General features: G+C 65.6%; 25 protein-coding genes. 5 read left to right on the forward strand and 20 right to left on the reverse strand.

The window, feature by feature from the left end:
* Positions 1–10: 10 nt before the first annotated feature.
* The 7 genes from FRZ32_RS02140 to FRZ32_RS02170 are packed head-to-tail and all read right to left on the reverse strand — an operon-like array spanning position 11 to position 7166.
* The gene (locus FRZ32_RS02140; protein WP_147041950.1) at positions 11–1168 is read right to left on the reverse strand and encodes an acetyl-CoA acetyltransferase; all 1158 of its coding nucleotides are present in this window, start codon (positions 1166–1168) and stop codon (positions 11–13) included.
* Positions 1165–1521 (reverse strand): Zn-ribbon domain-containing OB-fold protein, encoded by a 357-nt coding sequence (locus tag FRZ32_RS02145; protein WP_147041951.1) that lies wholly within the window; start codon positions 1519–1521, stop codon positions 1165–1167. Before FRZ32_RS02145 ends, FRZ32_RS02140 begins: the two co-directional genes overlap by 4 nt.
* Positions 1521–3011, reverse strand: coding sequence for a class I adenylate-forming enzyme family protein (locus tag FRZ32_RS02150; protein WP_158635798.1), 1491 nt, complete (start codon positions 3009–3011; stop codon positions 1521–1523). Before FRZ32_RS02150 ends, FRZ32_RS02145 begins: the two co-directional genes overlap by 1 nt.
* Complete coding sequence (locus FRZ32_RS02155; protein ID WP_158635799.1) at positions 3008–3967, reverse strand: acyl-CoA dehydrogenase family protein; 960 nt, start codon at positions 3965–3967, stop codon at positions 3008–3010. Before FRZ32_RS02155 ends, FRZ32_RS02150 begins: the two co-directional genes overlap by 4 nt.
* Positions 3964–5139, reverse strand: a complete 1176-nt coding sequence (locus FRZ32_RS02160; protein ID WP_147041954.1) for an acyl-CoA dehydrogenase family protein — start codon at positions 5137–5139, stop codon at positions 3964–3966. The genes FRZ32_RS02155 and FRZ32_RS02160 overlap by 4 nt, the downstream gene beginning before the upstream one ends.
* Positions 5140–5142: 3 nt before the next feature.
* The gene (locus FRZ32_RS02165; RefSeq protein WP_147041955.1) at positions 5143–5922 is read right to left on the reverse strand and encodes an enoyl-CoA hydratase/isomerase family protein; all 780 of its coding nucleotides are present in this window, start codon (positions 5920–5922) and stop codon (positions 5143–5145) included.
* 8 nt (positions 5923–5930) lie between these two features.
* Positions 5931–7166 (reverse strand): acyl-CoA dehydrogenase family protein, encoded by a 1236-nt coding sequence (locus tag FRZ32_RS02170; protein WP_147041956.1) that lies wholly within the window; start codon positions 7164–7166, stop codon positions 5931–5933.
* A 214-nt stretch (positions 7167–7380) separates the two neighbouring features.
* Between FRZ32_RS02170 and FRZ32_RS02175 the strand changes: the two genes are divergently transcribed.
* Both FRZ32_RS02175 and FRZ32_RS02180 read left to right on the forward strand, forming a co-directional pair.
* A complete protein-coding gene (locus FRZ32_RS02175; RefSeq protein ID WP_147041957.1) occupies positions 7381–8571 on the forward strand; it encodes a CaiB/BaiF CoA transferase family protein in 1191 nt (396 codons plus the stop codon).
* Between the two features lie 76 nt (positions 8572–8647).
* Positions 8648–9478 (forward strand): cupin domain-containing protein, encoded by an 831-nt coding sequence (locus FRZ32_RS02180; protein ID WP_158635800.1) that lies wholly within the window; start codon positions 8648–8650, stop codon positions 9476–9478.
* A gap of 37 nt (positions 9479–9515) precedes the next feature.
* On the opposite strand, the gene FRZ32_RS02185 is transcribed toward FRZ32_RS02180, so the two are convergent.
* A complete protein-coding gene (locus FRZ32_RS02185) occupies positions 9516–10418 on the reverse strand; it encodes a LysR substrate-binding domain-containing protein (protein WP_158635801.1) in 903 nt (300 codons plus the stop codon).
* A gap of 129 nt (positions 10419–10547) precedes the next feature.
* On the opposite strand from FRZ32_RS02185, the gene FRZ32_RS02190 reads away from it, so the two are divergent.
* A complete protein-coding gene (locus FRZ32_RS02190; protein ID WP_147041960.1) occupies positions 10548–11351 on the forward strand; it encodes an enoyl-CoA hydratase/isomerase family protein in 804 nt (267 codons plus the stop codon).
* Here FRZ32_RS02190 and FRZ32_RS02195 read toward each other — a convergent pair.
* The 6 genes from FRZ32_RS02195 to FRZ32_RS02220 all read right to left on the reverse strand — a co-directional run bounded on the left by FRZ32_RS02195 (position 11348) and on the right by FRZ32_RS02220 (position 17885).
* On the reverse strand, positions 11348–12499 hold the full coding sequence (locus FRZ32_RS02195; RefSeq protein ID WP_147041961.1) for an acyl-CoA dehydrogenase family protein: 1152 nt from the start codon (positions 12497–12499) through the stop codon (positions 11348–11350). The two genes, FRZ32_RS02190 and FRZ32_RS02195, sit on opposite strands and share 4 nt — an antisense overlap.
* Positions 12499–13704 carry an acetyl-CoA acetyltransferase gene (locus tag FRZ32_RS02200; protein WP_147041962.1) on the reverse strand — a complete coding sequence of 402 codons (1206 nt, stop codon included), beginning with the start codon at positions 13702–13704 and terminating at the stop codon, positions 12499–12501. Before FRZ32_RS02200 ends, FRZ32_RS02195 begins: the two co-directional genes overlap by 1 nt.
* Before the next feature lie 3 nt (positions 13705–13707).
* Positions 13708–15165, reverse strand: coding sequence for a hydroxymethylglutaryl-CoA synthase family protein (locus FRZ32_RS02205; protein WP_147041963.1), 1458 nt, complete (start codon positions 15163–15165; stop codon positions 13708–13710).
* Complete coding sequence (locus tag FRZ32_RS02210) at positions 15158–15997, reverse strand: MaoC/PaaZ C-terminal domain-containing protein (protein ID WP_147041964.1); 840 nt, start codon at positions 15995–15997, stop codon at positions 15158–15160. Before FRZ32_RS02210 ends, FRZ32_RS02205 begins: the two co-directional genes overlap by 8 nt.
* Before the next feature lie 4 nt (positions 15998–16001).
* Complete coding sequence (locus FRZ32_RS02215) at positions 16002–16916, reverse strand: SDR family NAD(P)-dependent oxidoreductase (protein WP_424141276.1); 915 nt, start codon at positions 16914–16916, stop codon at positions 16002–16004.
* Between the two features lie 87 nt (positions 16917–17003).
* Positions 17004–17885, reverse strand: coding sequence for a helix-turn-helix domain-containing protein (locus tag FRZ32_RS02220; protein WP_147041966.1), 882 nt, complete (start codon positions 17883–17885; stop codon positions 17004–17006).
* 227 nt (positions 17886–18112) lie between these two features.
* Between FRZ32_RS02220 and FRZ32_RS02225 the strand changes: the two genes are divergently transcribed.
* Positions 18113–19048, forward strand: a complete 936-nt coding sequence (locus FRZ32_RS02225; RefSeq protein ID WP_158635802.1) for an MBL fold metallo-hydrolase — start codon at positions 18113–18115, stop codon at positions 19046–19048.
* Here FRZ32_RS02225 and FRZ32_RS02230 read toward each other — a convergent pair.
* Positions 19035–19820: an enoyl-CoA hydratase/isomerase family protein gene (locus tag FRZ32_RS02230; RefSeq protein WP_147041968.1), complete on the reverse strand. Its 786-nt coding sequence runs from the start codon at positions 19818–19820 to the stop codon at positions 19035–19037. The two genes, FRZ32_RS02225 and FRZ32_RS02230, sit on opposite strands and share 14 nt — an antisense overlap.
* Positions 19820–20683: an amidohydrolase family protein gene (locus FRZ32_RS02235; RefSeq protein WP_147041969.1), complete on the reverse strand. Its 864-nt coding sequence runs from the start codon at positions 20681–20683 to the stop codon at positions 19820–19822. Before FRZ32_RS02235 ends, FRZ32_RS02230 begins: the two co-directional genes overlap by 1 nt.
* Positions 20684–20767: 84 nt before the next feature.
* On the opposite strand from FRZ32_RS02235, the gene FRZ32_RS02240 reads away from it, so the two are divergent.
* Entirely contained in the window at positions 20768–21919 is a 1152-nt protein-coding gene (locus FRZ32_RS02240; protein ID WP_158635803.1) for an amidohydrolase family protein, read from the forward strand.
* 116 nt (positions 21920–22035) lie between these two features.
* Here the strand turns inward: FRZ32_RS02240 and FRZ32_RS02245 are convergent, their stop codons facing one another.
* The 4 genes from FRZ32_RS02245 to FRZ32_RS02260 are packed head-to-tail and all read right to left on the reverse strand — an operon-like array spanning position 22036 to position 26367.
* The gene (locus FRZ32_RS02245) at positions 22036–23139 is read right to left on the reverse strand and encodes an acyl-CoA dehydrogenase family protein (RefSeq protein ID WP_147041971.1); all 1104 of its coding nucleotides are present in this window, start codon (positions 23137–23139) and stop codon (positions 22036–22038) included.
* Positions 23136–24341 (reverse strand): acyl-CoA dehydrogenase family protein, encoded by a 1206-nt coding sequence (locus FRZ32_RS02250; RefSeq protein WP_147041972.1) that lies wholly within the window; start codon positions 24339–24341, stop codon positions 23136–23138. The genes FRZ32_RS02245 and FRZ32_RS02250 overlap by 4 nt, the downstream gene beginning before the upstream one ends.
* Positions 24338–25138, reverse strand: coding sequence for an enoyl-CoA hydratase/isomerase family protein (locus FRZ32_RS02255; RefSeq protein WP_147041973.1), 801 nt, complete (start codon positions 25136–25138; stop codon positions 24338–24340). Before FRZ32_RS02255 ends, FRZ32_RS02250 begins: the two co-directional genes overlap by 4 nt.
* Positions 25138–26367: a CaiB/BaiF CoA transferase family protein gene (locus FRZ32_RS02260; RefSeq protein WP_147041974.1), complete on the reverse strand. Its 1230-nt coding sequence runs from the start codon at positions 26365–26367 to the stop codon at positions 25138–25140. The genes FRZ32_RS02255 and FRZ32_RS02260 overlap by 1 nt, the downstream gene beginning before the upstream one ends.
* Positions 26368–26452: the final 85 nt, after the last annotated feature.

The raw sequence follows: 26452 nt of genomic DNA on the forward strand, positions 1-26452 counted from the left end.
TGATCAAAAGTCACAGCGTCTCCCCGGACCCCAGGATGATCGTCGCCTGGCTCGCGAGCACGCCCCCATTGCCGTGGGCCAGGGCGACCTCGACGCCAGGCTGTTGCCGATCGCCGGCCGTGCCCGCGATCTGTGCCGCCGCTTCGACGATGGTGAACAGGCCGAACATGCCCGGATGACAATAGGAAAGGCCGCCTCCGCTGGTATTGACCGCAAGCCGCCCGCCCGGGGCGATCGCGCCGTCCTCGACGAAGCGCCCGCCTTCGCCCTTCGGGCAGAACCCCAGATCCTCGAGGAACAGGATCGTATTGATGGTGAAGGCGTCATAGACCTGCACGACATCGACATCGGCGGGCGTCACGCCGGCCTGAGCGAAGGCGCGCGGGCCGCTTTCGGCCGCGCCCGTGACGGTCAGATCGGGCATTGACGAGATATCCCGGTGGGTGGCCGCCTGCCCCGCGCCCAGGACATAAGCCGGACGCTTGGCATGATCGCGGGCGCGATCGGCACGCACCATCACGATCGCTGCTGCGCCATCGGTGACCACACAGCAATCGCGGGTGGTGAGCGGGTCCGACACCATGCGTGCCGCCAGCACGTCGGCAACGCTCAGCGGATCGCGCATGAATGCGGCAGGATTGAGCGCGGCCCATTGCCGCGCGGCCACAGCCACTTCGGCCAGCTGCGCACGCGTCGTTCCATATTCATGCATGTGCCGCGCCGCCGCCAGCGCATAGGCGGACACCGGCATGCGCGGCTTGAACGGCCCCTCGTAGGTTGGGGGCAGGCTCGATCGGACCAACTTGCCGGCGCCGCTCTTCTGGTTGCTGCCATAGGCGATCAGCGCGACATCGCACTGGCCGGACGCGAGAGCGAGCGCGGCATGCGCGACATGCGTCTGAAAGGCAGAGCCCCCAGTGCGGTTATTGTCGGTCAGCCGGGGCCGCACGCCGAGATATTCCGCCAGCGTCATGCCCGAGAGGAAGTCGTCAGGCAGGCCGATGAACAACGCATCGACATCGGCCGGTGTCAATCCTGCCGACGCCAGCGCGCGCGTGCTCGCGGCCGCGGCCAGATCGATCGAACTGAAGCCCGGCGACAGCCCTTCGCCAAAGGTCGCGTGCCCGACGATCGCGGTCTCGCCGCGCGGGAACCGATCGGTGCTCATGCCGGATCGAACACCACAATCGGGCCGTCCTCGCCCGCCGCGATACGCGCGCGCACCGCCATTCCGATACGCACATCGCCGGGATCGATCCCTTCGACACGGGTCATCATGCGCACGCCTTCGGCCAGATCGACCAGCGCAACATTATAGTCGCGGGCACGGGGTTCGTTTCGTACCACCGTTGTCGAATGGACGACGCCGCTGCCGCTGGCGGCCACCCATTCGAGATCGAGACAACCCGTCACCGGCTCGGCGACCCGGGGATAGAAGATGAAGCGGCCGGTTGCGCGTGAGCGCTGGAGCATGAAGCGGCCCTCCTCAAGAAAGGCGCGAAACTGCTGGTCGGGTCCCATCACGCGGCCTCCAGAATGCGGCGGAGCGCTGCGCGGTCGAGCTTGAGCGAACCGTTGCGCGGCAGATGTTCGACGATGGCGATGCGCACCGGCGCGGCCTGCGGCGAAATCGCGCTGCGCACGGCGTCGATCAGCGCCTGGACGTCTGGCGGCGCCGCGCCTTCGCGCAGCTGTATCGCCGCCACCGGAACTTCGCCAAGGCGCGGATCCGGCAGGCCGACGACGCCCGCATCCTCCACCGCCGGATCCCTGCGCAGCACTTCGGCGATCGCCTCCGGCGAAACCTTGAAGCCGCCGCGGATAATGACGCTGTCGGTTCGACCCTTGAGAAAGACGAAGCCGTCCGCGTCAATCCGGGCGAGATCTGTCGTCGGCACCCAGTCAGCCGAGACACGCGGGGCCAACACCTCGAGTCGGCCGATCTCTCCCGCGGCCTGCACCTGGCCCGTGTCGGGATCGGTGACACGCAATTTTATGCCCGGCCGGGCGCGCCCCACGCTGCCCAGCTTGACGTCGCGATACCTGCGATGATCGGCGATCGTCCAGTTGGCGATCACGCCGCAAAACTCCGTGGCGCCATAGTTGATCAAAACCGGAATCCCGTAGCGCTCCTCGAATTCGCGCTGAACCGATGGATCGAGCGGCGCCGAGCCGCAGCGCATCGCCGGGATCGACGACATCACCTCACGCGGCACATCCGAATCCAGCACCATCCGCATCGCGGCCGGGGGAAGCGACATGAAGGCCGATGGACGATATGCCTTCACGGCGCGCACCCATTCGTCAACGCTGAACCGTTCGAGCAGCACTGCCGGCTGGCCGCGGACGGCGCAGGTGATCAGCCCGAACAGGCCGCTGATATTGCCGAGCGGATAGAATTGGATGAACGGCGCACTGGCGTCGGTCGTATTGGCCTGCGCAGTGGCGACGATAGCGTCCTGGACCGCCGCCGCCAGCGTCGCATAGCTGATCGGTACCCGCTTGGGCGGACCGGTGGTGCCGCTGGTCAGCATCTCGATCGCCGTGTCGCTCGGGGCGAACTTGCGTCCGGCAGCAGCGGTCCCGGGGACGTGCGTAACGGCGGCGATGCCCCGTTCGCCGCCCAGCGCGATTCCGAGCATGCCCGCATTCACCGCCGCGCCGCGCAGTACGTCCTCCCAGTCCCCGGCATCGGCGATAACCGCGCCCATCGCGAGCGCGGTGAGTTCCGCGGCAAGGTTCTCGCGTGCCTGATAAGCGTGAAGCATCACCACGTGGCGTCGCTGCGAGAGCAGCCCGAACAAAGCGGCGACATGCGGCGCGCGATTGCGCGCGATCAGGCCCAGAGGCGCATCGGAGGCAACGCCGGCCTTTTCGAGCAATTCGAGCACGGCCTGTGAGATGGCGCGAACCTGGCCGAGCGAAACCCATTCGCCGCGCACCTCCAGATAGGGGCGCTCGGCATCGCCCGCGAGGACGTCGCGCAGGGCCGAATCGAGCGCCAGCGTCATGCCTCGATCCCCGGCGGCTGGCAGGCGAGCAAAATCCGCTGGTGGGCGCGGCTGGACCCGGCAATGTGAAGCCAGAGCTGGGTGCGGCGGACGAAGAGCTGCGCGTCGCATTCCTCGGTAAAGCCGATGCCTCCATGCACCTGCACGTTGCCCCGGCTGTTCTGCAGCGCCGCGTCGCCCGCGATGAGACGCGCGGCCGAAACCTGAAAGGCAGCATCGCTCCTCTGCCCGCCGAGCGCCAGGGCTGCGAAGCTTGTCTGGGCCCACGCCGCTTCACAGCGCAGCGCCATGTCGGCACAGCGATGCTTGATCGCCTGGAACGCTCCGATCGGTTGACCGAACTGCTCGCGCACCTTGGCATAGGCTACCGCCATGTCGCGCGCTGCTTCCGCGGTGCCCACGAGGATCGCCGCAACCCACAAGGCGAAGCGGCGGGAGGCGAAGTCATCGCCGGCCGGCGCGTTGAGCGTCCCACGTTCGAGGATCACGCTGTCGTCGATCGCGCGGCTGGCGACGGGGTTGGCGAACGCGCCCTCCTCGACCAGGGCCAGCCCCTCGCCCGCGGCGATGCAGGCATCGCCCGGCCGATGATCGAACCGGTACCACGAACCGTCTCCGGCCGGGATCGCGAGCGACGCTCCACGGCTGCCATCGATAAAGGGGGTCGGTTCTTGGGCGAGATGCGCGGCGAGCATCGTTGCCGCCAGCCGCGGGCCGACGAGTTGCCGCCCGGCTTCGCGCATCAGCAGGATTTCCTCGACAGCGCCGCAGCCGAGGCCGCCCCTGTCCACCGGCACGCCCAGGCCCGCCCAGCCGAGCCCTGCCAGCTGACGGATCAACGCGTGGTCCGCATCTGTCCCTTGATGAAGCCGGGCGAGCGGGGCCTCCGCCGCAAGCACCTGCGCGAAATTTTCCGCCAGCGCCTGTTCTTCGCCGTTGGGAAGCAGATCGATCATTTCGTGCCCCGCGGCAGGCCAAGGACGCGCTCGCCGACGATGTTGCGGCGAATCTCGGTGGTGCCGCCCGCGATCGAATGTTTGAACCCGTCGAGATAGCGGTAAACCCATTGGCTTGCCGCGCCTTCCCGCTCGACCGATCCGGCGCCCAATATGTCGAGTGCAAGCCCGTGGACCCGCTGGAAGAGTTCGGCGAAATAGAGCGAGATCATCGCGCCTTCAGGCCCCGGCACCGGCGAACGGAGTGCGCGTGAGATCGCCGCATAGGTCATCGCCCGCATCGCGGCGACCTCGGCGCGGACCGTGGCCAGCCGCGCGGCGATTTCGTCGTCCTGGATCGCGCGCTTCCCGGCGATCGGCCCCGGCACCTCGCCCGCCAGCACGATCAGCTCCTCGATCGTGCGCTGCAGCTCCACCTGATGCGGAATCATCGCGGTGCCGCGCTCGAAGGAGAGGGTCGACATCGCGACGCTCCAGCCCTCTGTCAGCCCGCCGACGACGTTGGACAGCGGGATTCTCACATTGTCGTAAAACACTTCGGAAAAGGTGGTGGCGCCGGCCATCGTCCGGATCGGTCTCACCGTGATGCCCGGCAGCTTCATGTCGCAGATGACCCAGGCGAGCCCGCGATGGCGGGGCAGATCAGGATCGGTGCGGACCAGCAGTTCCTGCCAGTCCGCGACGTCGGCATAGCTCGACCAGATCTTGCTTCCGTTGACGACGACATCGTCCCCATCGACCGTCCCGCGCATACGTATGCCGGCCAGATCCGATCCCGCTCCCGGTTCGGAGAATCCCTGGCACCACACGGCCTCGCCCGACAGGATGCGGGGGACGTGGTCGGCCTGCTGGGCCTCCGATCCGCGCGCCATCAATGTCGGCCCGCCATGGTTCAGGCCGACGAACATGCACCCGGGTGGGGGCGCGCCGGCATGGGCATATTCCTCGTGCCAGATCAGCTGGTGCATCAAGCTGAGCCCGCGCCCGCCATATTCGGTGGGCCAGGCGATACCGCCCCAGCCGGCTTCGAACTGCCGTCGTTGCCAGGCGGTGTCGAACGCGCGCATCGCCGCGCCTTCTTTCGGGCGCTCCTCGATCGGGATGTTCGCCCTCAGCCAGGTGCGAACCTCGTCGCGAAAAGCGCGGTCCTCGGCCGAGAAACTATATTCCATTGCTCAGCGCCCTTCGAACCGGGGTGTACGCTTCTCACGAAAGGCGGCGACGCCCTCGCGATGGTCGGCGGAGCCGAAAGCGGCCGCCTGGGCAAATCCCTCTAGCGCGAGATAGGCTGCCGCATCGCCGTCAAAGCCCCGGTCGACCAGCCGCTTCGTCAGACCGAGCGAAACGGCGGGACCTTCGGCCAGCTGGCGCGCGATCGCCTCCGCTTCGCTCTCCAGCCTGTCGGCCGGGACGATCCGACTGACCATGCCGATCGCCAGCGCCTCCGCAGCATCGACCTTCCGCCCGGTCAGCAGGATGTCCTTCGCGCGAACCACACCGATTGCGCGCGGCAACGTGCGGCCGAGCCCGTAATCGGCGACGACACCCACCAGCGGGAACCCGGGCACGAACAGCGCGTCGTCTGCGGCAATGATGATGTCGCCGACCATCGCCAGACCGAAGCCGGCGCCGACCGCGATACCGTTGACCGCGGTGACGATTGGCTTTTCGGCTTCGATCAGCGCCCGCAGCCACGCATGGCTGCGCGCAAGCCGCGCGCGCGATTCCTGGGGGCTCGGGATCGCCTCCATGGTGCGCAGGTCACCGCCGGCGCAGAAGCTCCTGCCCGTTCCAGTCAGCAGCAGGCAGCGAACGGCCTCGTCCGCCAGCAGCGCGGGTACCGCCGCCTCAAGCGCGGACCGGATGGCGGGACTGAGGGCGTTTCGGGTCTCCGGCTCTGCCAATTTCAGGACGGCGACGCCATTCGCCACCGTCTGGATCACCGCCTCAGCCATCGCCCGTCCTACAGCGCCATGTCGCCATCGAGCATGCGCTTGGAGATCAGGCGCCGCAAGATTTCGGCGCTCCCATCGGCGATGGTGATCTTGCGCATCGCGATATAGGCGTCGGTGAGAAACATCTCATTGGTGAAGCCCATCGCGCCGAACGCCTGGATGCAGCGATCGACGCATTGCTTGGCGGCGTCGGCGGCGAAGCACTTGGTCATCGCCAGTTCCTTCGAGGCGGCCTGGCCACGGTCGAGCAGTTGAGCGACGTTGATCGCCATCAGGTGCGCAGCGTGGATCTGCATCGCACTCTCGGCGAGCGGGAAGGTGACACCCTGATTGGTGGAGATCGGCTTTCCAAAGGTCTTGCGCAGCTTGATATGCTCGAAGGCCTCGTTCAGCGCCCAGCGCGAATAGCCGACCGCCCGGGCCGAATTGTACATGCGGCCCAGGCCGACTCCCAGCATCGCCAGCTTGAACCCATTGTCCAGTTCGCCGATCAGCTGGTGCGGTTCGACGCGGATGTTCTCGAACTTCAGCTGACCCTCGACGGTGCCCGATTGGCCCCACATCTTGATCGTGCTTTCCAGCGTGTATCCTTCCGCGTCGGTGGGGATCAGGAATGCGCTGATGCCTCCCTTGCGGGCCGCCGCCTTGTCCGGGTCGGTGACGGCGAACACGATCGCATAGTCGGCGTGAACACTGTTGGAGATCCAGATCTTTCCGCCGGTGAGGCGCCACCCCTCCCCCTCCTGAACCGCGCGGGTGCGGATGCCGGCCGCGTCGGACCCAGCCTCCGGCTCCGACAGCGCGAAGCACATCGTCTTGTCGCCGTTCATGATGCCGGGCAGGATCTCGTCGCGCAGCCTGGGCGACGCCTCGGCGAGGACCGGGCTCGGGCCCTTGGCCCAGTGGCTGATGATATAATAGGAAAGCCAGTGGCGGGGGCCGCACAGGCGCGAAATATATTCCCAAGCGGCAAAATAGGCGAGCAGCCCCATCCCTCCGCCGCCGAGGTGCTCGGGCACGCTCATGGCGTAGAAGCCGGCTTCGGCGGAGGCCTTTCGCACTTCGCCGATAATCTCCCAGACCTCGGGCGAAAAACGGCCGTCGGGCGTGTATTTCCGTCGTGAATCGGCCAGCAGATCGGCGTGCTTTTCGTGGCGCGTCAAGATTTCGGCGCGGATGAAGCCATCAAGAGCGCCAAGGGTCGCCGTGATTTCTTCCGGATATTCGAAAGCTAAAGCGCCCATGTTTCCCCGATGGCTTCCCGCCGGGCCTCAGGTCCGGCTTGCGGACAAGCTTTGGTCAGGAGAGGGTTGGCCGCCAGCGGTTATCGCTTGGGTATACCCCGATATTTTGTCCGGCTGTTCGCCCACAATTTCTCGCCTCCCTCCCGAGCAATAGCTGGTGGTCGCCAGTTGGCCGCGCGGGTTCATATCCGGACTGCTGGAGGCGAGACGAAGCGTGGCTGAGATTCTGTCGGGCATTAAAGTTCTGGATCTGACACGCGTCGCGTCCGGACCGTGGTGCACCCAACTCCTTGCCGACATGGGCGCGACCGTCATCAAGGTGGAGCGCCCCGGCTCCGGGGACGACTCCCGCAGCTTCCGTCCGTCCGTTGATGGCTACGAGCAACTCTCCGCATTCTTCCTTGCGCTCAATCGCGGCAAGCAATCGATAACCATCGACATTTCGACGCCCGAGGGCGCCGAACTGGTGCGCGAACTGGCGCGCGGGTGCGATGTCATGGTCGAAAATTACAAGGCCGGCTCGCTGGTCAAACACGGCCTTGACTACGAAACCATGCGCGCGGCGAGCCCCGAGATCATCTATTGCTCCATCACAGGCTTCGGGCAGACCGGCCCGTCCGCCCGTCAGCCGGCCTATGATTCCATCCTGCAGGCGATCGCCGGCCATATGAGCCTCTGCGGCGATCCCGATGGTGAACCGATGCGTACCGCGATCAACGTCACGGATTTGACCACCGGCTATTGCGCTGCCGTGGCCATTCTTGGAGCGCTGATCCATCGCATCCGAACGGGAGAGGGCCAGTTCATCGACGCGGCGATGCTTGACACCTCCGTCGCCCTGACGGCCCAGTTCGCCAGCGGCTACCTGACCACCGGGGAGGTGGTGTCTCGCGCCGGCAATCGGGCGCCCAACACCTTCCCCTCGGGAGTCTTTCATGCCGAGGATGGCGACATGGTGATCGTGTGCGGGAACGACCGCCAGTTCCGGTCGCTGGCCTCGGCGCTCGGGCGCCCCGAGCTCGCGGATGATGCCCGCTTCGCGACCAATCGGGCGCGCCGCCAGCATCATGCGGACCTGAGCCTGCAGATGAACGAGGTGCTCGGCGCTCGCAGCGTCGCTCATTGGGCCGCGATACTGGACGAAGCCGGCATTCCCAACGCCGTGATCAATACGATCGATCAGGTCTTCGAACATCCGCAGGTGCGTCATCGCAAGCTGCGTCGTGATGTGGCGCAGGCCGACGGCCGCACCCTGCCGACGGTGCGCAGTCCGCTCAATTTTTCCAGGACTCCCGCGATCGATGGGCCGACTCCGGCGCTAGGCGCGCATACCGAATCCGTGCTTCGCGCGATCGGGAAAAGCGATGGCGAAATTTCGAGACTGCGCGCTCGAGGCGCGATCTAGTGTCGGCTCGCGCATTTGGCGATCCGCCCGGACCGCGACAATGTGAACGTGAAACAGAGCATGTGAGGAGATGGAGATGAGCGTACCCCAAAGGCCGCAAATCGGCTCACTGCCGCTGCGCTTCGGCTATTCCCCGGCCGATCAGGCGGTGTGGCGCAAGGGGGATGGATCGGGTCTCGAATATCGCTCTCTGGGGCTGGCCGACGCCTCGCAGGGCCTGCTTGACGCCCAACTCGTCCGCGCGGCGAAGGCCGGGGTGCGCCAGGGGTGGTATGATCCGTCGGATGAATTCCACTATCTTCAGGTGCTGGCGGGATCGCTCACGCTGCGAACGTGGGACGGTGAACGCCTGACGTTGACCGTGGGCGACGCGGTGGTGCAGCCGCCCTTCACGTTGAACCCGGACGTGTACGAATATTCCGACGATTACGAAGCGCTGGAATTCGCGAGCAAGGGCAGTTTCGAGCATATCGACCGCTTTCGCGAGAAACATGGTCTTACCCGGACGAGCGAAGCACCCAAGGAGGCGGTCATCACCCACGATACGCCGGAGACCTATATCACCGGCGACGGACCGCGTTCCTTCTTCACCTATCGCGATCTCGGGGCCACCGCCGCTTCGAACCGGCGGATGCACATCCACGTGGTGGGCATCGCCGATCAGCCGCCGGGCGGCACCGGATGGCACACGCATAGCATGGACCAGTTTTTCATGCCGATCACCGGGTGGCTCGATATCTGGGTCGAGGGCTTGGGAAAAGTCCGGATGAAGCGCGGCGATGCGATGTTCATCCCGGCCGGCATCCGCCACAATGTGACGGAATTCACGCGCGACTATACCGTGGTGGAAGCGTGTATCCCGACCGACTATGACACGCTGGACGCCACTGATCCGGCGCAGGACTGAGCTGATTTCCCTTGGGGCCCGGCGCCGGATGGCGGCCTCAGGCCGCCTGCAACGCAGGCCCTGGATCGGGCGCCTGCCTTGCCTCCTTAGCCATGTCCGCCGCGACCTCCTGCATCAGCCAGTCGCGGAAGATCCGTGTCTTCGCCTCGATCCGGCCGGTCTTGTGAAGGAAGAAATAGCCGCTCTCACGGGCCATTGCCGGGAAGGGCGCGCACAGCTCGCCGCGCTCGATCTCGCCCTTCACCAACGCGACCTGGCTCAGCGCGAAGCCGAGGCCCTGGCGCGCCCCTTCATAGACCAGGCTCGACGTTTCGAACGTGATCCCCGGCTCGAGCTGGACATCGACGCCGGCAAAGCGGAACCAGTCGCCCCAATCGGCAATGCGATTGCGCGAATGAAGTAGCGGCTGGTGGACAAGGTCGGCCGGCGTGAGGTTCCGCCCCAGGGACTCGATCAGCGCCGGGCTGCAGGTCGGAGTCAGGCGGTCCTTGAAAATCAGGAGGCTGGAGACGCCCGGCCACTCCGGTCCGCCGTGGCAGATGTTGACGTCGAGATCATCGCGCTCGAAGTCGGCGGGCAGCAACGAGGTCGAGAGATTGATCTCGATCTTCGGATGCGCGGCGCGGAATCGCGGGAGCCGCGGCAGCAGCCATCGAAGCGCGAAGGTGAGATAGACCCGCGCCTTCACGACGTTGCTCGATTGGCCGCGGGTCATGGCGGTGGCCTCGCCGATCGTTTCCATCGCGGGTTGGATCGAGTTGAGATAGGCCTGGCCAGCGTCGGTGAGCACCAGCGCCGAATTGTGCCGCTCGAACAGGCGGCAGCGCATATAGGCCTCGAGCACCGCGACCTGCCGGCTCACCGCGGTCTGCGTGACGCCGAGCTCCTCGGCCGCGCGGGTGAAGCTGACATGACGACCCGCCGCCTCGAACGCACGCAAGGGGTTTAACGGGGGCAACATTCTCTTCATAAACCTCTCCGCCTTCATTCTTGTCGGTCGAATTCTAGACCAACATTAGCGATATGCAAGCCGGACGGAATGGGACAGGAGTGGGAAAAGGGGACTGAAATGACCAAGACCCGCTATCGCGGACTGGATCTGGCGTTCGATGCGGGCGTCGCCACCCTGACCATAAATCGCCCGGACGCGGGCAATGCGATCGACACGGAGACACATGAGTCGCTGGAACGGGTCTGGCCGGACCTGGCCCGACAAAAAGATGTGCGGGCGATCGTGCTGACCGGCGCGGGACGGACCTTCTCGACCGGCGGCGACATCAAGACGATGGCGGCGCGCGCGGGCAGCGACGACGGCTGGAACCATCTTCTCGGCATTGGCCACGCGGCGAAGCGGCTGATGGTCGGCATGCTGGAGGTGCCGCAGCCGATCGTCGCCGCAGTCAACGGCCATGCCACCGGCCTTGGCGCAACGCTGGCGCTTGCCGCGGACGTGTCGGTGATTTCGGACGCGGCCAAATTCGGCGACACCCACGTCAATGTCGGGCTTGTCGCCGGCGATGGCGGCGCGATCTTCTGGCCGCTGTTAATCGGTCCCAACCGCGCCAAGGAGCTCTTGATGCGCGCGACCTTGCTGCGCGGGGGCGAGGCGCATGCATTGGGCCTGATCAATCATGTCGCCCCGGCCGAGCAGGTGCTCCCGATGGCGCAGGCGATCGCCGCCGAGCTGGCTGCCAAGCCGCCGCTCGCGGTGCAATGGACCAAGATGACGGTCAATCGCGGCATTCGGGCGCAGCTCGAAGCCGTACTGGAGGCTGGCCTGGCGTGGGAGATGCTGTCGATGCAGAGCCGCGACCATGGAGAAGCGGCGAAGGCAATCGTCGAAGGGCGGGAACCCCGGTTCGAAGGACGTTAGATCGTCCGCCGCTTGATCAACTCGCGGCCGATGATCAGCTGCTGGATCTGCGTCGTGCCCTCGTAGATTCGAAAAAGCCGGACATCGCGATAGAAGCGCTCGGCAGGGGTCTCACGCATGTAACCGGCGCCGCCGTGGATCTGCACGGCGCGATCGGCGACCCGGCCCACCATTTCCGAGGCGAACATCTTGGCGCAACTTGCTTCCAGCGAGACCTGCTCGCCAGCGGCGTGCCGTCGGGCGGCGTCGCGCACCATGGACTCCGCCGCATAGAGTTCGGCACGGCTGTCGGCGAGCATCGCCTGGATCAGCTGGAACTCGCCGATCGGCTGACCGAACTGCTTGCGCTGCATGGCGTAGCCGAGCGCCTCATGCAGGATGCGCCGCGCCTGTCCCACACAAACCGCCGCCACATGGATGCGGCCGCGATCGAGAACCTTCATCGCGGTCCGGAAGCCCCTCCCCTCCACGCCACCGAGGATCGCCTCCACCGGGACGCGAACGTCGTCGAGAAACAGGTCCGCGGACAGCGCACCCGCCTGCCCCATCTTGCGGTCCTTTGGCCCGATGCGGACCCCCGGCGCGTCTGCTGGCACAAGGAAAGCGGTTACGTGCGCATTGCCTGGCAACCGGTCGGGCGCCGTGCGCGCCATCACGGTGATAAGGCCCGCGACCGGTGCATTCGTGATGTATCGCTTGGCGCCGTTCAGAACATAGTCGTCGCCATCGCGCCGCGCGCTCGTACGCAAAGCCGCGGCATCGGAACCCGAGTCCGGCTCGGTCAGCGCGAAACTGCAGATTATTTCGCCCGAGGCGATACGCGGCAACCACTCGGCCTTTTGCGCGGGGGTGCCGTCCATCACCAACCCCTGCGATCCGACGCCGAGATTCATGCCCAGGATCGAGCGGAAGGCGGCGGAGGCCCAGGTCAGCTCGATCACCAGCTCGATCTCGTCGGTGATGGAGAGGCCGAGCCCGCCGAATTCCTCGGGGACGGTCAATCCGAACAGGCCGAGCTGGCGCATCTCCTCGATGATGGCGTCAGGAACCTTGTCGTTTTCGGCCACTTCCGCTTCGAGCGGCACCAGGCGCTCACGCACGAAGCGGCGAATGGTCTGTCGCAGCGCTTCGAACGTCTCCCTGTCCATTATGCGCCCTCGAGCCCGACAATGGCGATCGCCGCGACGCTCTGGTTCGGCATCCCTCCCAGGTTGTGCGACAGGCCGAGCGAAGGAGGATCCATCCGCTGCCGTTCGCCTGCGCGACCCAGCAGCTGGAGATAGTTCTCGTAGATCATCCTGAGGCCCGAAGCGCCGACCGGATGGCCGAAACACTTGAGGCCGCCGTCGATCTGGCAGGGATTGGCGCCGTCGGCATCGAAGCGGCCATCGAGCACGTCCTTCACAGCGCCACCTTCCGGGCACATGCCCAGATCCTCCATCGTCACCAGTTCGGTGATCGAAAAGCAATCGTGGACTTCCATCAGGCTGATCTGCCGTCCGGGATCGGTGACCTCCGCCTCGGCATAGGCACGGCCTGCGGCGATGCGGGTGGTGTGGACATAGGAGCCATCCCAACCTCGCCCCTGAAGCTCCCAGCCGTTCGAGACGGCGAGCTGGAGCGCCTTGACCGTGACGAGGTCCTTCTTGCCCAGCGCACGGGCGATCTCCGGCGTGGTGACGATCGCGCACGCGGCGCCGTCCGAGACGCCGCAACAATCGAACAGGCCGAGAGGCTCGGCGATCATCGGCGCATTGAGCACAGTCTCTTCGTCGACGACCTTGCGAAGATGGGCCTTCGGGTTCCTTGCACCATTTGCGTGGCTCTTGACCGAGACATGCGCCATCGCCCGCTTGAGATCGTCGCGATCTATCCCGTGACGAGCGGCATAGGCCGAGGCCAGTTGGGCGAAGTTGCCCGGCGCCGATCCGACCACGCCGACCATGTCGAACATCGTCCCGCGGGTGCGGACCGGCAGCCCGCCATAACCGGTGTCCTTCAGCTTCTCGACGCCGATCGCCAACGCGATGTCCGCCGCGCCCGAGGCGACCGCATAAACTGCTCCGCGAAACGCTTCGGTCCCGCTCGCACAGTAGTTCTCGACCTTGGTGACCGGAACGTTGCCCAGCCGCAGCGCGATCGACGCCGGCACGCCGGACGGGCCGATATTGAGCGCGTCGAACGCAACCGAAAGCCACGCCGCCTCGATTTCGCCCGCCCCGATCCCGGCGTCCGCCAGCGCCTCCAGATAGGCCTCGACCATCAGGCTGTCGGCATCGGCATCCCATCGCTCGCCGAAGCGCGCGCAGCCCATGCCGAGAATTGCGACCTTGTCCTTGATTCCGCTCGCCATGCTTTAGGCCTCCCGCTCGGCCGGGGCCGCTTTCCAGAAATACCGGATGAACTGGCGCTGCCTGTCGAACGCCTTCACGCGGAACATCATCCGCATCTCGCGTCCAACGGCGACGTCTTCCGGTTCCGCGTCGCAGAATTCGACGTTCATTCGCCCGCCACCCTCGAAATCGATCAACCCATACCAACAGGGCGGATCGGGGGAATAGGTGAGGTTGTCGGCGGTGAAACTGAGGATGCGCGCTGGCAGCTCCGCCATCGGATGGTCTTCGAGCGTGCCGACCGCATCCAGATTGCCGCCGAGCGGGATGTCGCTCTTGGGGAACTGGACCTCGCCCGTCCTTGGGTCGCGGCCGCCGACCAGCCCCAGCACCGCGCGACGCTGACGCCACAGCGCGGTGAGCGGCTGCTTCTGGTCGAATTCCGCGCGCATTCCGGTTTCGAGTTCGAGATGGCCGGAGAAAGCGAGTAACTTCAGATAATTGACCTCTTCGCGCCGGCGCGCGAGCCACCCAGTCACAGCCCGACGCCTGGGGAGCGAGGCAATCGCATCAGTCACTTCGAACAGCACGGCCTCGCAGCCGTTGCCGAACCCGGCGACCAGAATGCGCTGCCCCGGCGTGGCGCGCTCCAGCGCGTGGACGAGCATCAGCAGCGGATGCGCGACCCCGCTATGGCCGACGCTCTGGCCGAGATCGTCGCGAACCGCCTCGGGACGGATGCCGCAGCGCCTGGACATTGCCTGCGCGACACCCCGTGGCGCTGGCAGGATGAAGGCGTCCACCGCATCCGCTTCGATCCCCGCCTTGGCGAGCACGCCATGGATCGCGCGCGGGGCAAGGCCCGCATAGCCTTCGTCGCGCACCCAGCGGGCTTCCCATTCATAATCGGCGGCCTCGCCCGCGGCGCGAAAATGATCGACGAAATCGGCCGAAACGCTGTGACTGGCCAGAAGCTTTGCGACCCCGCCGCCCGGACCGAGCAGCACCGCCGCAGCCGCGTCCCCCTGGACCAGTTCGGCCTCCGATGCGGGCCGCGCCTTGCGCTTGTCGGATCCGATGGCGAGCACGGTGACACCGTTCGCGGCGGCGACGGCCAGCCCCTGCACCATCGCCGAAAGCCCGGCGCGCTGGCTGCCGGACAGGTCGGCCGTGGCGATATCGTCCGACATGGCCAGCGCCTCCTTGACGATGCCGGCGTTCTGGCGATCGGCAAAGGGCGCGGTGCTCGATGCCAAGAGCAGGGATGAAACCGTGCCACGGTCGATCCCCGTGAGGCAATCGCGCGCGGCCTCGACCGCCATCGTGACGGCGTCCTCGTCCCAATTGGCCATCGCGCGCTCGCCCTTGCCATGGGCGCGCAGGCCTGGCGCATACCAGCTGTTCGCAGCGACCACGGCCGCGCGCTTAAGGCGAAGGCGCGGGACATAGGCGCCAAACGCGACAATGCCGACCTCAGTCATGCTCGAAATACCCATTGTTGATGGCGACGAGCCCGCGCTCGACGACGGTGACGCGAAAAGCGCCGTCATTCCAGATTTCCACGCTGAGCGTCTCACCCGGAAAGACCGGCGCGGAGAAACGCGCATCGAGCGAGCGCAGCCGCGCGGCATCACCGCCGCAGGGCCCCATCACGATCGCACGGCACGCGATCGCGTAGGAGCACAGGCCATGCAGGATCGGGCGATCGAAGCCGGCAGCCTTCGCAACCTCCGGGTCGGCATGGAGCGGGTTATAGTCGCCGGAGAGCCGATAGATCAGCGCCTGTTCAGGCCGAGTCCCGAGCTCGACGATGCGGTCAGCCGGCCGCTGGGGGATCGGATGCGGAGCCGGCGCACCCGTGGACTGCCCGCCGAACCCTCCGTCGGCGCGCAGGAAGGACGATCCGCGCACCGTCGCGATCGCTTCGCCGGTTCCCGCATCCGAAATCTCTCGCTTCCAGAGCAGCACTGCGCCCTTGTCCGCGCCTTTGTCGTAAATTTCCTCGATCCGCATTTCGCCCTTGAGCGATCCCTCCACCGGGATCGGACGGTGGACGCGCAGCCACTGCTCGCCGTGGAGCAGCTTCTGCCAGGTGAGGCCGTATTTGGGATCCTTCTGCCAGAAGCCCGGATGGGTCAGCACCGCGGCGATCGACGGAAGCGCCTGAAGGCGCGGCTCATAGACGAAATCGAGCTCGCGCGGCTCGATCCCCGCGCCGGCGCCGAGCGCATAGAGGATCGTGTCCCGCCGCGTGTAATCCTGCCGAATTTCCCATGCCGGCAGACGCATCAGCATGTCGTAATCGAGCGGCATCGCCTCAGATCGGATCCCAGGCGAAGATCTCGGACGAAAGTCGCAGCGGCTCGAAGGACGGCTTGAGCGCCGGGACGAGGTCGGAGGCGATCGTCTCGGGAGTCCAACCCTCCGCCCGATGCGCGGACCGGATCGGCATGGGGCGGTTGAACAGGAAAATCTCGTTCTTGCGCGTGCAGAAGATCTGGCCGTTCACGTCCGCAGCCGCATCCGAGCACAGGAACACGGCAAGGGGGGCGTTCTTCTCGGGGGTCATCGTCTTGAATCGCTCGACCCGCTCGATCTCCGCAGGCGTGCTGGCGGGGATCGATTCGGTCATCCTGGTCCACGCAAATGGCGCGATGCAGTTCGAACGGACTCCGAAGCGCTGCATGTCAAGAGCGATCGAGTTGGACAGGCCAACGACCCCCATCTTCGCCGCCGAATAATTCGCCTGACCGAAGTTGCCGATCAGCCCCGACGTGGACGTGAAATGGACGAAAGCGCCCGAGCCTTGGGCACGGAACTGCAACGCCGCGGCATGTGAGACGTAGAAATAGCCGTTGAGGTGGACGTCGATCACGTTCTTCCAGTCGGCGACCGACATCTTGTGGAAGATCACGTCTCGCAGGATTCCTGCATTGTTGACGACCGCATCGAGGCGCCCGAACTTCGAGACCGCGTCGTCGACGATGCTTTCGGCGCCCTGCGGGTCGGCGATGTTCGCGGCGTTGGCGATCGCGCGCCCGCCGGCCCCCTCGATCTCGCGGACGACGTCCTGCGCCGGCCCCTCGTCGGCGCCGTCGCCGGTCGCCGAGCCGCCATAATCGTTGAGGACCACCGCGGCGCCCTGCTCCGCGCATTGCAGCGCAATCGCACGACCGATGCCGCGTCCAGCACCGGTTACCGCGACAACTTTCCCTTCCAGCAGAGTGCCCACCATTCGCTCCCGAAGTCGATTTCGCGAGCAACGATCGGGTCTTGGCTGCCACCCTTCAAGCGAAGGAAAGTGCGGCGCACCCCAACTTTAGCGTCGGTGGGGCCGGCCCTCGGCCACTGCCTCGGCCGCGGCGACCAGTTTGTGCGCGGTCGCGATCAGCTGAGCCCCTGTCGCCTTCCAGCCGAAAGCAAGCAGCGCCAGCGCGATCTCCACCGTGCCGCCCCGCGAGACCACCGGCGCCTGGATCGAGGAAACGGCATAGATTGCGGCCAGATCGATATCGTCGAGCAGGTAGCCGGCCATCCGCCGCGCGGCGACGATCGACTGGAGCTTGCGATCGGGCGAGCGCGCGGTCCACGCCTCGGCAAGCTTTTCATGCAACGGATGATCCGCGGGCAGATCGAGCCCGACAAAGAAACCGCGCTGGCGCCCGATCTCGAACGAACGAACGAGCCGCTTGACCTCGTCATCGCTCAACGGCGGATCGGCGCGATCGAGATAGTCCCTGAACGCCTCCAGTTCGGCCGTGGCGCCGAACGGCGCGCCATAAGGCGGCGAGAATGGCAGGCGAACGCCCGTGCGCCCGATTCCGCTCAGCGGATCGCCCCGCCCGGCGGACGCGACGACGACCAGCTGATCGCCGGCCAGCGCCTCGCACGTCGCGGTCATGTTGGTCTCGCGCGCCAGCTTCTTGAGCACCGGGAATACGTCCGTGACGTCGGGAAACCGGGTCAAGGCTGCCTGGCCGACCGCGATGGCCGCCGGCCCCAGCGAATAATAACGCTGGACGGGATGCTGGATCACATATCCCGCATCGACGAGCGTATTGAGGATCGAAAGGCAGGTCGACTTACTCATCCCGATGCTGCGCGACAGCTCGGACAGTCCGTAAGTCCCCGACGGGCGAGTGGCGAGATATTCCATCACCTGAAGCACGCGCATCGTGGGATTTGACAAGGGCTTGGGCATTACGACCTGTTCTTTAGTATGAAGCGTACAGACGCGGGGCCGCCGGGTGATCACAGAGCGGAATGAAAGTGTCAAACCGCCTGCGCTTTACGCGGGCACCCACAGCCACATCGTCGGTCCCGCCGCCCAGTGGCTTGCGGCAGTCTCGCGACATGGAAAGGCTCGTGGCACCGGGTGTGGGAGACGGCTCGGTCGCGCCCATAAGCGCGTCGCTGAGTTGGTTGCGCATGCCGCTGAGTGGTCCGCTCTCGTTCATCAACCTTTGGGTGATTGATGATGGCGATGCCTGGACGCTGATCGATTGCGGCCTCAGCGACCGGGATACGCGGTCCGCCTGGCAGGCGGCGCTCGCCAATCCGCTGGCGGATAAGCCGGTCGGCCGCATTCTCGTCACGCATGGTCATGCCGATCATCTTGGCGCCGCTGGCTGGCTGGCGCGAGAGACGGGCGCGCCGTTGTTTATCGCCCGCGGCGAATTTGCCGCGCTTCAGAATGCGCTGGCCGGGGACGACCTCCCAGCACGCACATTCTACACCGCCGCCGGCCTCGACGCGAACGCCATCGACGCCTGGGTCACCCGGATCCGCGACCAGCTCGATTATTATCGCCCGCTTCCCGACGCCGGTGCGCCGCTCCAGGCGGACGAGACGATCAGGATCGGCGGGAGGGAATGGCGAATGATCGGGTGTAGCGGCCATTCGCCCGAACATATCGGCTTCTGGTCCCCGGATGATCGCATTTTGGTTGCCGGCGATCAGGTGCTCCCGCGTTTCACAGCGAACATCAGCGCCTGGCCCGGTCCGCCGGACTACAATCCTTTGGCCCACTGGCTCGACGGACTCGGCGCACTGGAATCCACCGTGCCGGACGACGTGCTCATCCTGCCTTCGCATGGCGATCCCTTTCGCGGCCTGCACGCGCGGATCGCCGAGATGCGCGCCGGCCATCACGCGATGCTTGCCCGGATCGCCACGGCGCTGGATCGCCCGCGACGGATCGTGGACCTGCTCGACGCCGCCTTCGGCAAGAAGATCGGGCCACATCGCATCGGCGGCGCGATCGGCGAGGTCGCGGCATGTCTCCAGTGGCTCGAGGCGCAGGGGCGCGCGATGCGGGACGGCGACGAAGGCGGCGTCCATTGGTGGCGCCTCAGCGGCCCGTGAAGACTGGCCTGGTCTTTGTCTGGAACGCCGCGATCGCCGTTTTGAAGTCTTCGGTGCGGTTGAGAATGGGGACGTAATCGAGCTCACACGCGAAGGCGTCCTCGATGTCGTCGATCCCGCGCGCGTAGGAGGCCTTTGTATAAGCCACCGACAACGGGGCCACCGCGACGAACCGGTTGGCCAGCGCCACCGCAGCGGCCAGCGCCTCGCCGGTTTCGACCGCCTCGTCGGCCAGCCCGACCGCGCCAGCCTCCTCCCCGCTCACTTCATTGCCGAGAAGAATGATGCGTTTGGCCCGGGCGAGCCCGACGCGCTCCTTCAACGACCACATCAGCCCCATGTCGCCGATCAGCCCAAGTTTGCAGAACGCAGCGCCGAAGCGCGCGGTTTTCGCCGCGATCACCTGGTCGCACGCCGCGGCCAGCGCGAAGCCCCCGCCGAAAGCCAGTCCTTCCACCGCCGCCACGAACAGCTTTGGCGAGGCGACGATCGCGCGCACCAGCTGATGGACTTCTGCCATGTTTTCGCGGGTCTTGATCAGGGTCCAGGGCGCTTCCTCCTTGCCGACATTCGAAATGTCGGCGCCCGCCGAAAAGTGGCCGCCGGCGCCGGTCAGCACGACTGCGCGGCAGTCCTCGTCGAGATTGAGCGTCTGAATCTCGGAAATCATCGCCATTCGCATGTCGCGGGTGAAGGCGTTGCGCCGATCTGGCCGATCGAGGGTCAGGATCGCGATTTTCCCCTCGCGCGTGAGTGTCAGTCCTTCCACCATCACTTCCCCTCCACCTTCAGCACCCTGAGCGCGTTTTCTCGCAGGAATTTGGGCCAGACCTCATCCCTGAGCGGCACGTCGGGTAGCTCCGCGAAGCTGCGCTCAAGGCTCAGTCCCGAGGGATAATAGCCTGCGTACATGACCTTGTCGGCGCCGCGCTTGTTCGCGAACTCGATGACGTCCCTGGGAAAATATTTGGGCGCGAACGCGCTGGTCGAATAATAGAGGTTGGGCCATTTGAGGAGCAGCTTGACCGCGAGATCGGTCCACGGCTCACCGCCGTGCCGCATCACGATCCTGAGATCAGGAAAGAACCAGCAGACCTCATCGAGCAGCCCCACATATTGCGGCTTGTAGGGCATCCGCGGCCCCGGCACACCGACGTTGATGAAGATCGGAATGTCCAGTTCGGCGCACTTGGCGTAGATCGGATAGGCGCGCTTGTCGTCGATCGCGACATCCGCTCCGCAGGGAAAGAAGCTGGCGGCGACGGCCCCGAACTCCTCGACCGCGCGCTTTATCAGACTTACGGCATCCATCCCGTCCTTTGGATCGATGAGCACCTGACCGAGGAAGCGATCGGGATGATGCGCGAGCGCGGTCAGCGAAAGATCATCGCCGACGCTGATCAGCGCTTTCTCGATATTGTGCGCGTCCATGTCGCGCAACGTGTCGCCGATCGGGTCGACGATGCGGGTGGGATCGACCGGATCCTTGAACATGTAGCCGGCGGGATGAGCGAAGGCATTTTCGCGGCTCTCCTTGTCGCGGAGCAGCCCGGCGTAACGCTCGCTCCAATTGTTCGCTCCTCGCGGGAGATCGAGCATCGTGTCGACCACGCCCACATCCCGTGGAAATCCCATCTCCTCTCCCCTTGTGCGTAGTTCTAATTAACGTATAATCGGTCGAATAGTCGACCAAGGAGAGGGTATATGAATTTGGAGCTGATGCAAGCGCCCGCAGCCGAAATCGGCTTCAAAGGCGAGATTCTCGACTGCGATGCCCATCTTTATATGGAGCCCGACACGATGGCCGAGATCGTCGGCGAGATCGGTGGCGGGTTCGTTCTCGAACATGTTCGCAATCAATATGCGACCGAGCAGTTCCACAAGGACAAGGAAGCGGGAAAGACCGACGTCTGGAACATCAAGGGATTGGGCGCGCTCGGCGCCTATGATGCCGAGGAGCGCGTCGCGGCCATGGATGCAATGGGCGTCGCGCAGCAGCTCGTCTTCCCGAACACCGCGCTGCGCGAATTGCGGATCGATTCGGACGCGGCGCGCGCGGCGATGCGCCGCTACAATGACTTCGTGATTCCCTGGACCAGGTCGACGGGAGGCCGTGCCCGCGCGGTCTGCCAGATCAACATGAGCCAGCTCGACCCGGCGATCGCCGAGCTGGATCGCGTTCTGGCCTCCGGCGCCACCGGCATTCTCCTCTCCTGCGCCTCACCGCCGGGGGGTGTCTCCCCCGCCAATGAAGCATGGGATCCGTTCTGGGCACGACTGGAGGAGGCCGACGTGCCCGCCCTCCTCCATCTCTCCTCGGGCGGACTGCTGACCAGCGATGCGGACGACCCCGTGATCCCGCCGCGCGAATTTTCCGAGGCGCGCGCGCTCAAGGCGAGCTTTGCGATGCGTCCGGGCGCCGAGGAGGCGATCGGCCCGTTCTTCATGCTGGTGGCGCACCTGCCGGTCGAAACCTACCTCATCTCTCTGGTGATGGGCGGCGTGTTCGAGCGATTCCCCCGCCTGCGCTTCGGCGTGATCGAGTGCGGCGCCGGCTGGCTCGGCCCGATGGCGGAGAGGATGGAGCAGCATGTCGAGCTACTCGCCAAGGTCGGCGTCACCTATCCGCTACGGCCCAAGGAATATATCCGTCGCAACGTTCGCATCACGCCGTTCTGGCATGAGAGTATCGATACGATGGTCGAACGCCACGGCATGGACGAAGTCTATGTGTTCTCGACCGATTATCCGCATGTCGAAGGCACGCGCAATCCGATCGGCAGGTTCAAGAAGACGATGAACACGGTCGGCAAGGACTATGACCGCAAGTTCTTCGTCGAGAATGCGAAGCTGCTGTTCCCGGGGGCTTGAGGGGACACGGCGCGAGGGCCGCCGGAGCGATCCGGCGGCCCTCGATGATTATCCAATGATACGAAGCGCGGTTCCGGCGCGTCCACAGAGGCCCCGGGGCGTCCGCAGCCGAAGCCTCAATATCCGGAGGCGACCGCGTAGCGTTCGAGATGGTGATCGACATCGCCGAAGAGCCGATCGATCACCGCGAGCTTCTTGTGGAAATAGCTCACGGGGTGCTCAAGGGTGATGCCGATCGCGCCGTGCAGCTGAACCGCCTGTTCGCCGACATAGCGGCCTGACTCGCCGACCTGCACCTTCGCGGCGGACGCGGCGCGCGCGCTCGCGACTGGATCGTCGGCTTCGGCCCTGTCGGCGGCAAGCATCGCGATCGAACGGGCCTGCTCGGTCATCACCACCATATCGACCATGCGGTGCTGGAGGACCTGAAAGCTGCCGAGCGGCTTGCCGAAGGCATGTCGGGTGCGGAGATGTTCGAGCGTTATCTCGTTCAACGCGCTCATCGCGCCCACCGCCTCGCTGCACAGGGCGGCGATCGCGCGATCCGTGGCGCGCTCCAACTCGGCAAGCCCGTCTGCGGGCTCGCCCAGGCGCTCCGCCGCAACATTGGTGAGTGTGAGATCGCATGATCCGCTTAGGTCGATGTTGCGCCATGTCTCGATGTCGAGCCCTGCCGCATTTCGGGGCACCAGGAAAAGCGACAGCAGTGCATCACTGTCGCGCGCCGAAACGATGAACAGGTCCGCCGTGGCGCCCCCGAAAACCAGCGTCTTCACCCCCGTGAGCGCCCCCTGAGACGCGGCCGTTTCGACATGATCGAGGCGGTAACGCGAGTGTCGCTCCGCCGACGCGAGCGCCACACGGAGCGAGCCTGCTGCGATCTGGGGCAGAAGGCGCGCCTTCTGCTCGGCGCTGCCGAGCGCGTCGATCAGGCCGGCGCCGACGACTGCGGTCGCCGTCACCGGCTCGAAAACGCATGCGGCGCCAAATACCTCGAGAACGGGCATGATGTCGTGTAGCGTCCCACCGATCCCGCCATAGGCTTCCGGTACGAGGATGCCCGGCACGCCGAGCTCAGCGATCGCGGCCCAATCCTCGTCAATCGCCTCGACATCGGCCGTGAAGGCCGGCAGCCGATCGAGATAGGAGAAGCGGTCGCGCGCCAATCGCTCCGCGCTTTCGCGCAGCAGCGTCTGGATTTCGGTGGGTTCAAAATTCATGCGTTACCAAGTCCAAGCTCATGGCGGGCAAACATGTTGTGCTGCACTTCGCTGGATCCGCCGGCGATTGAGAAGGTGCGCGATTCGAGCCAGGCCGCGAGCGCCTTCCCCGCGCGCCGCGCCGCCTGAGCCGGAGCGTCCGAGCCGGTGATCCGCGTGCGCACGTCGAACGCGGTGCCGTAGGGGCCGATCACATCCGCGATCAGGCGAAGCATCTCCTGTTCCACCTCGGCGCCCTTCAGCTTGACGATGTTGGGCGCCCCGCCGAGGGGTCGTCCGTTCTGCTCGGCGTCGAGCAGGCGGAGCGTCGTGACCTCAAGCGTGTCGAGCGCGATTTCGGCCTGGGCGATCCGGCGCCGGAAATCGGGGCGGGCTATCATCGGAACCGGGCCATCCATCTCGCTGCGCGCCAGGGCCTTGAGCCGGGTCAGGTGTCGTTTTGATTCACCCAGTCGCGCGAAGTTGAACCGCTCGTGGGCCAACAGCGTGCGCGTCTCCTGCCAGGCGCCATTCTCCGTCCCGACGACGTTCTCCACGGGTACGCGGACATCGTCGAAGAACACCTGGTTGAAATGATGCTCGCCGCTCATGTGAAGAATGGGGCGGATGGTGACGCCCGGCGCGTCGGTCGGGATGATGAGCTGGGTAAGGCCCCGCGCGCCTTTCTGGCTCTGGTCGGTACGCACCAGCGCCAGGATCAGGGTCGAATTGTGTGCGTCGCTGGTCCAGATCTTCGATCCATTGATGACGAAATGATTGCCGTCGCGATCTGCGCGGGTCTTGAGCGCGGTGAGATCAGATCCTCCACCCGGCTCGGAGAGACCCTGGCTCCAATGATCCTCGAAATTGAGGATACGCGGCAGATAATAGGCCTTCTGCTCCGGCGTGCCGACCGCCATCAGCAGTGGCCCGACCAGCTTTTCGGGCGCCGACCGAATGTAGGGCGCTCCGGCAACGGTCGTGATTTCGGTGAACAGATGCCGTTGGGTTAGCGTCCAGCCGGGCCCGCCATGTTCTTTTGGCCAGCTCGGCATCGACCAGCCGCGGCTACGGAGGATATGCGGCCAGATCAGATATTCCTCGCGACTGAAGCGCTCGCCGGCATAGGTCTTACGGGCAATTTCGGCCGGAAGATTCGCCGCAACCCATTCGGAAACCATGCGGGCGAATTCAAGCTCCTCCGTGGTGTAGCCGAGGTTCATTTGCGCGCCTTCTTCCGGTCGCGAAAAGCCTGCATCAACGCATGGGTCTCGGGCGTCTGGAACAGGATCGAATTGGCGACGCGGTCGAGCTGACGGCCATTGGCGCGGTCGGTATCGGCGATGATCTCGATCATCGTCTTGGCGAGCGCCATAGCCTCCGTCGAGCGCTGGAGCAGATGCTCGCAAAAGGCATCGACGCCGGCATCGAAATCCTCGTCGTCGAACACCTCGTGGACGAGGCCCATGATCAGCGCCCGTTCGGCAGCGACCCACTTGCCAGCCATCACCAGCCAGCGCGCCCAGTGCGGCCCGCAGATCCGCGTCATGCGGCTCATCCCGCCGGAACCTGGAAGGTGCCCGAGATCGATTTCGGGCAGGCCGTATTTTGCGCTCTTCGCGGCGAGCCGGAAATCGCAGGAAAGCGACATTTCCAGCGCCCCGCCGAGGCACGGCGCATGATGCGCCACCACCACGGGCTTTTCCACGGCCTCGATCTTGTCATTGATCGACTGCAGGGATTCACGGTCGACGCCGCCACGATACCAGCGGCGCGCCTCCATCGTGCTGCCCTTGAAATCGGGAATGCCGGCGCCGACGAAGTCCGAACCCGCCGAGAAATAGCGCCCCTTGGCGCGAATGAGCATCAGGCGCAGGTCGCGGCGCCGCCCGAGTTCATCGACCGCCTTGGATACCGCGCCCGTCATTTCAGGCGTCATGGCGTTCAGCTTGGCGGGGCGATCGAACGTCACCTCGATGATCGGGCCACGTTCGGCCACGTGCACGACTGTCTCATCCATCAGATTGCTCCCGCCTTGCGTAGCGTGTCGATCTTGTCCCTGTCGTAGCCGAGCAACCCGCCAAGGATTTCATCCTCGTGCTGCCCGACCTCGGGAGGCGCGACCGGATCGGCGGTCGCCATCTTGGTGAAGCGGATCGGGTTCGCGAGCAGGCGCACGCTGCCGGCGCGCGGATGTTCCACCGTGCGCACCATTCCCCGCGCCTGGATCTGTGGATCCTCGAACGCGTCGCCGATGCCGTTGACTGGGCTGCACGGAACCTTGGCCTCGACGAGCGCAAGGTACAGGTCCCGCACTGTCCATGTCGACATCGCCTCGTTGAGGATCGGCACCATGTCGCGACGGTTGGTGACCCGAAGGCCGTTAGAGGCGAACCGCGGGTCCGCAAGCATGTCTTCCCGCCCGATGACGCGACAGAAACGCGGGAACAGCGCGTCCGTGCCGGCGGCGATCATGATGTGGCCGTCCTTGCACGGGAACACGCCCCCCGGCATACCGCTCACGCCCTGAGTGCCGACGCGCGCAGGCTGTTCGCCCGTGATCGCGTAGTGCATCGCAAAATGCGAGGTGAAGGCGAGCCCGCAGTCCAGCAGGGACATGTCGATATACTCGCCGGTGCCACCAGCCGCGTCGCGCCGGTAAAGCGCCGCCAGGATGGCGATGTCCGCATAAAGCCCGGTTGCAAGATCGATGATGCTCGGGCCGGCCTTCATCGGTCCGGCGCCGGGCTCTCCGTCGGGGATGCCGGTGGTGCTCATGAAGCCGCTCATCGCCTGGGCGATGGGATCGTAGCCGGGTCGAAAGCGGTAGGGGCCGGTCTGCCCGAATCCCGTGACCGAGCAATATATGAGGCGCGGGTTGACCTTCTTCAGCTGCTCATAATCGAGCCCGCGACGCGCGAGATCGCCAACCTTGTAATTCTCGATCACCACGTCGGCTTTGGCGACGAGGTCGCGGATAAGCTGTTGCCCGCCCTCCGACGCGAGATTCGCGGTGATCGATTTTTTCCCACGGTTGGCGGCGAGGAAGGTGGGGGTCTGATTGACCGTGCTGCCGTCCGTCCCTTGCAGGAATGCAGCCCCGTAGACCCGGCTCTCGTCGCCGGTCACGGGCTTTTCGATCTTGATGACCTCCGCGCCCAGATCCGCCAGCATCTGACCCGCCCAGGGACCGGCGAGCACTCGACTCATATCCACCACGCGAATGCCCGTCAGCGGCTGGTCCGCCATAATCTGCCCACTCCTCTGCTATGTTTCAGATTTGGCCCGGGCCGAGGCGCCCCGCCACCCCTCAGAAATTGGCACAAGGCCGAGA

The sequence above is a fragment of the Sphingosinicella ginsenosidimutans genome (assembly GCF_007995055.1).
Taxonomy (GTDB): domain Bacteria; phylum Pseudomonadota; class Alphaproteobacteria; order Sphingomonadales; family Sphingomonadaceae; genus Allosphingosinicella; species Allosphingosinicella ginsenosidimutans.

Excerpts from the sequence above, each read along its gene's own strand:
- FRZ32_RS02140 (WP_147041950.1), bottom strand. The coding sequence starts at position 1,168 with ATGAGCACCGATCGGTTCCCGCGCGGCGAGACCGCGATCGTCGGGCAC.
- FRZ32_RS02145 (WP_147041951.1), bottom strand. The coding sequence starts at position 1,521 with ATGGGACCCGACCAGCAGTTTCGCGCCTTTCTTGAGGAGGGCCGCTTC.
- FRZ32_RS02150 (WP_158635798.1), bottom strand. The coding sequence starts at position 3,011 with ATGACGCTGGCGCTCGATTCGGCCCTGCGCGACGTCCTCGCGGGCGAT.
- FRZ32_RS02155 (WP_158635799.1), bottom strand. The coding sequence starts at position 3,967 with ATGATCGATCTGCTTCCCAACGGCGAAGAACAGGCGCTGGCGGAAAAT.
- FRZ32_RS02160 (WP_147041954.1), bottom strand. The coding sequence starts at position 5,139 with ATGGAATATAGTTTCTCGGCCGAGGACCGCGCTTTTCGCGACGAGGTT.
- FRZ32_RS02165 (WP_147041955.1), bottom strand. The coding sequence starts at position 5,922 with ATGGCTGAGGCGGTGATCCAGACGGTGGCGAATGGCGTCGCCGTCCTG.
- FRZ32_RS02170 (WP_147041956.1), bottom strand. The coding sequence starts at position 7,166 with ATGGGCGCTTTAGCTTTCGAATATCCGGAAGAAATCACGGCGACCCTT.
- FRZ32_RS02180 (WP_158635800.1), top strand. The coding sequence starts at position 8,648 with ATGAGCGTACCCCAAAGGCCGCAAATCGGCTCACTGCCGCTGCGCTTC.
- FRZ32_RS02190 (WP_147041960.1), top strand. The coding sequence starts at position 10,548 with ATGACCAAGACCCGCTATCGCGGACTGGATCTGGCGTTCGATGCGGGC.
- FRZ32_RS02195 (WP_147041961.1), bottom strand. The coding sequence starts at position 12,499 with ATGGACAGGGAGACGTTCGAAGCGCTGCGACAGACCATTCGCCGCTTC.
- FRZ32_RS02200 (WP_147041962.1), bottom strand. The coding sequence starts at position 13,704 with ATGGCGAGCGGAATCAAGGACAAGGTCGCAATTCTCGGCATGGGCTGC.
- FRZ32_RS02205 (WP_147041963.1), bottom strand. The coding sequence starts at position 15,165 with ATGACTGAGGTCGGCATTGTCGCGTTTGGCGCCTATGTCCCGCGCCTT.
- FRZ32_RS02210 (WP_147041964.1), bottom strand. The coding sequence starts at position 15,997 with ATGCCGCTCGATTACGACATGCTGATGCGTCTGCCGGCATGGGAAATT.
- FRZ32_RS02220 (WP_147041966.1), bottom strand. The coding sequence starts at position 17,885 with ATGCCCAAGCCCTTGTCAAATCCCACGATGCGCGTGCTTCAGGTGATG.
- FRZ32_RS02225 (WP_158635802.1), top strand. The coding sequence starts at position 18,113 with ATGCCGCTGAGTGGTCCGCTCTCGTTCATCAACCTTTGGGTGATTGAT.
- FRZ32_RS02230 (WP_147041968.1), bottom strand. The coding sequence starts at position 19,820 with ATGGTGGAAGGACTGACACTCACGCGCGAGGGGAAAATCGCGATCCTG.
- FRZ32_RS02235 (WP_147041969.1), bottom strand. The coding sequence starts at position 20,683 with ATGGGATTTCCACGGGATGTGGGCGTGGTCGACACGATGCTCGATCTC.
- FRZ32_RS02240 (WP_158635803.1), top strand. The coding sequence starts at position 20,768 with ATGCAAGCGCCCGCAGCCGAAATCGGCTTCAAAGGCGAGATTCTCGAC.
- FRZ32_RS02245 (WP_147041971.1), bottom strand. The coding sequence starts at position 23,139 with ATGAATTTTGAACCCACCGAAATCCAGACGCTGCTGCGCGAAAGCGCG.
- FRZ32_RS02250 (WP_147041972.1), bottom strand. The coding sequence starts at position 24,341 with ATGAACCTCGGCTACACCACGGAGGAGCTTGAATTCGCCCGCATGGTT.
- FRZ32_RS02255 (WP_147041973.1), bottom strand. The coding sequence starts at position 25,138 with ATGGATGAGACAGTCGTGCACGTGGCCGAACGTGGCCCGATCATCGAG.
- FRZ32_RS02260 (WP_147041974.1), bottom strand. The coding sequence starts at position 26,367 with ATGGCGGACCAGCCGCTGACGGGCATTCGCGTGGTGGATATGAGTCGA.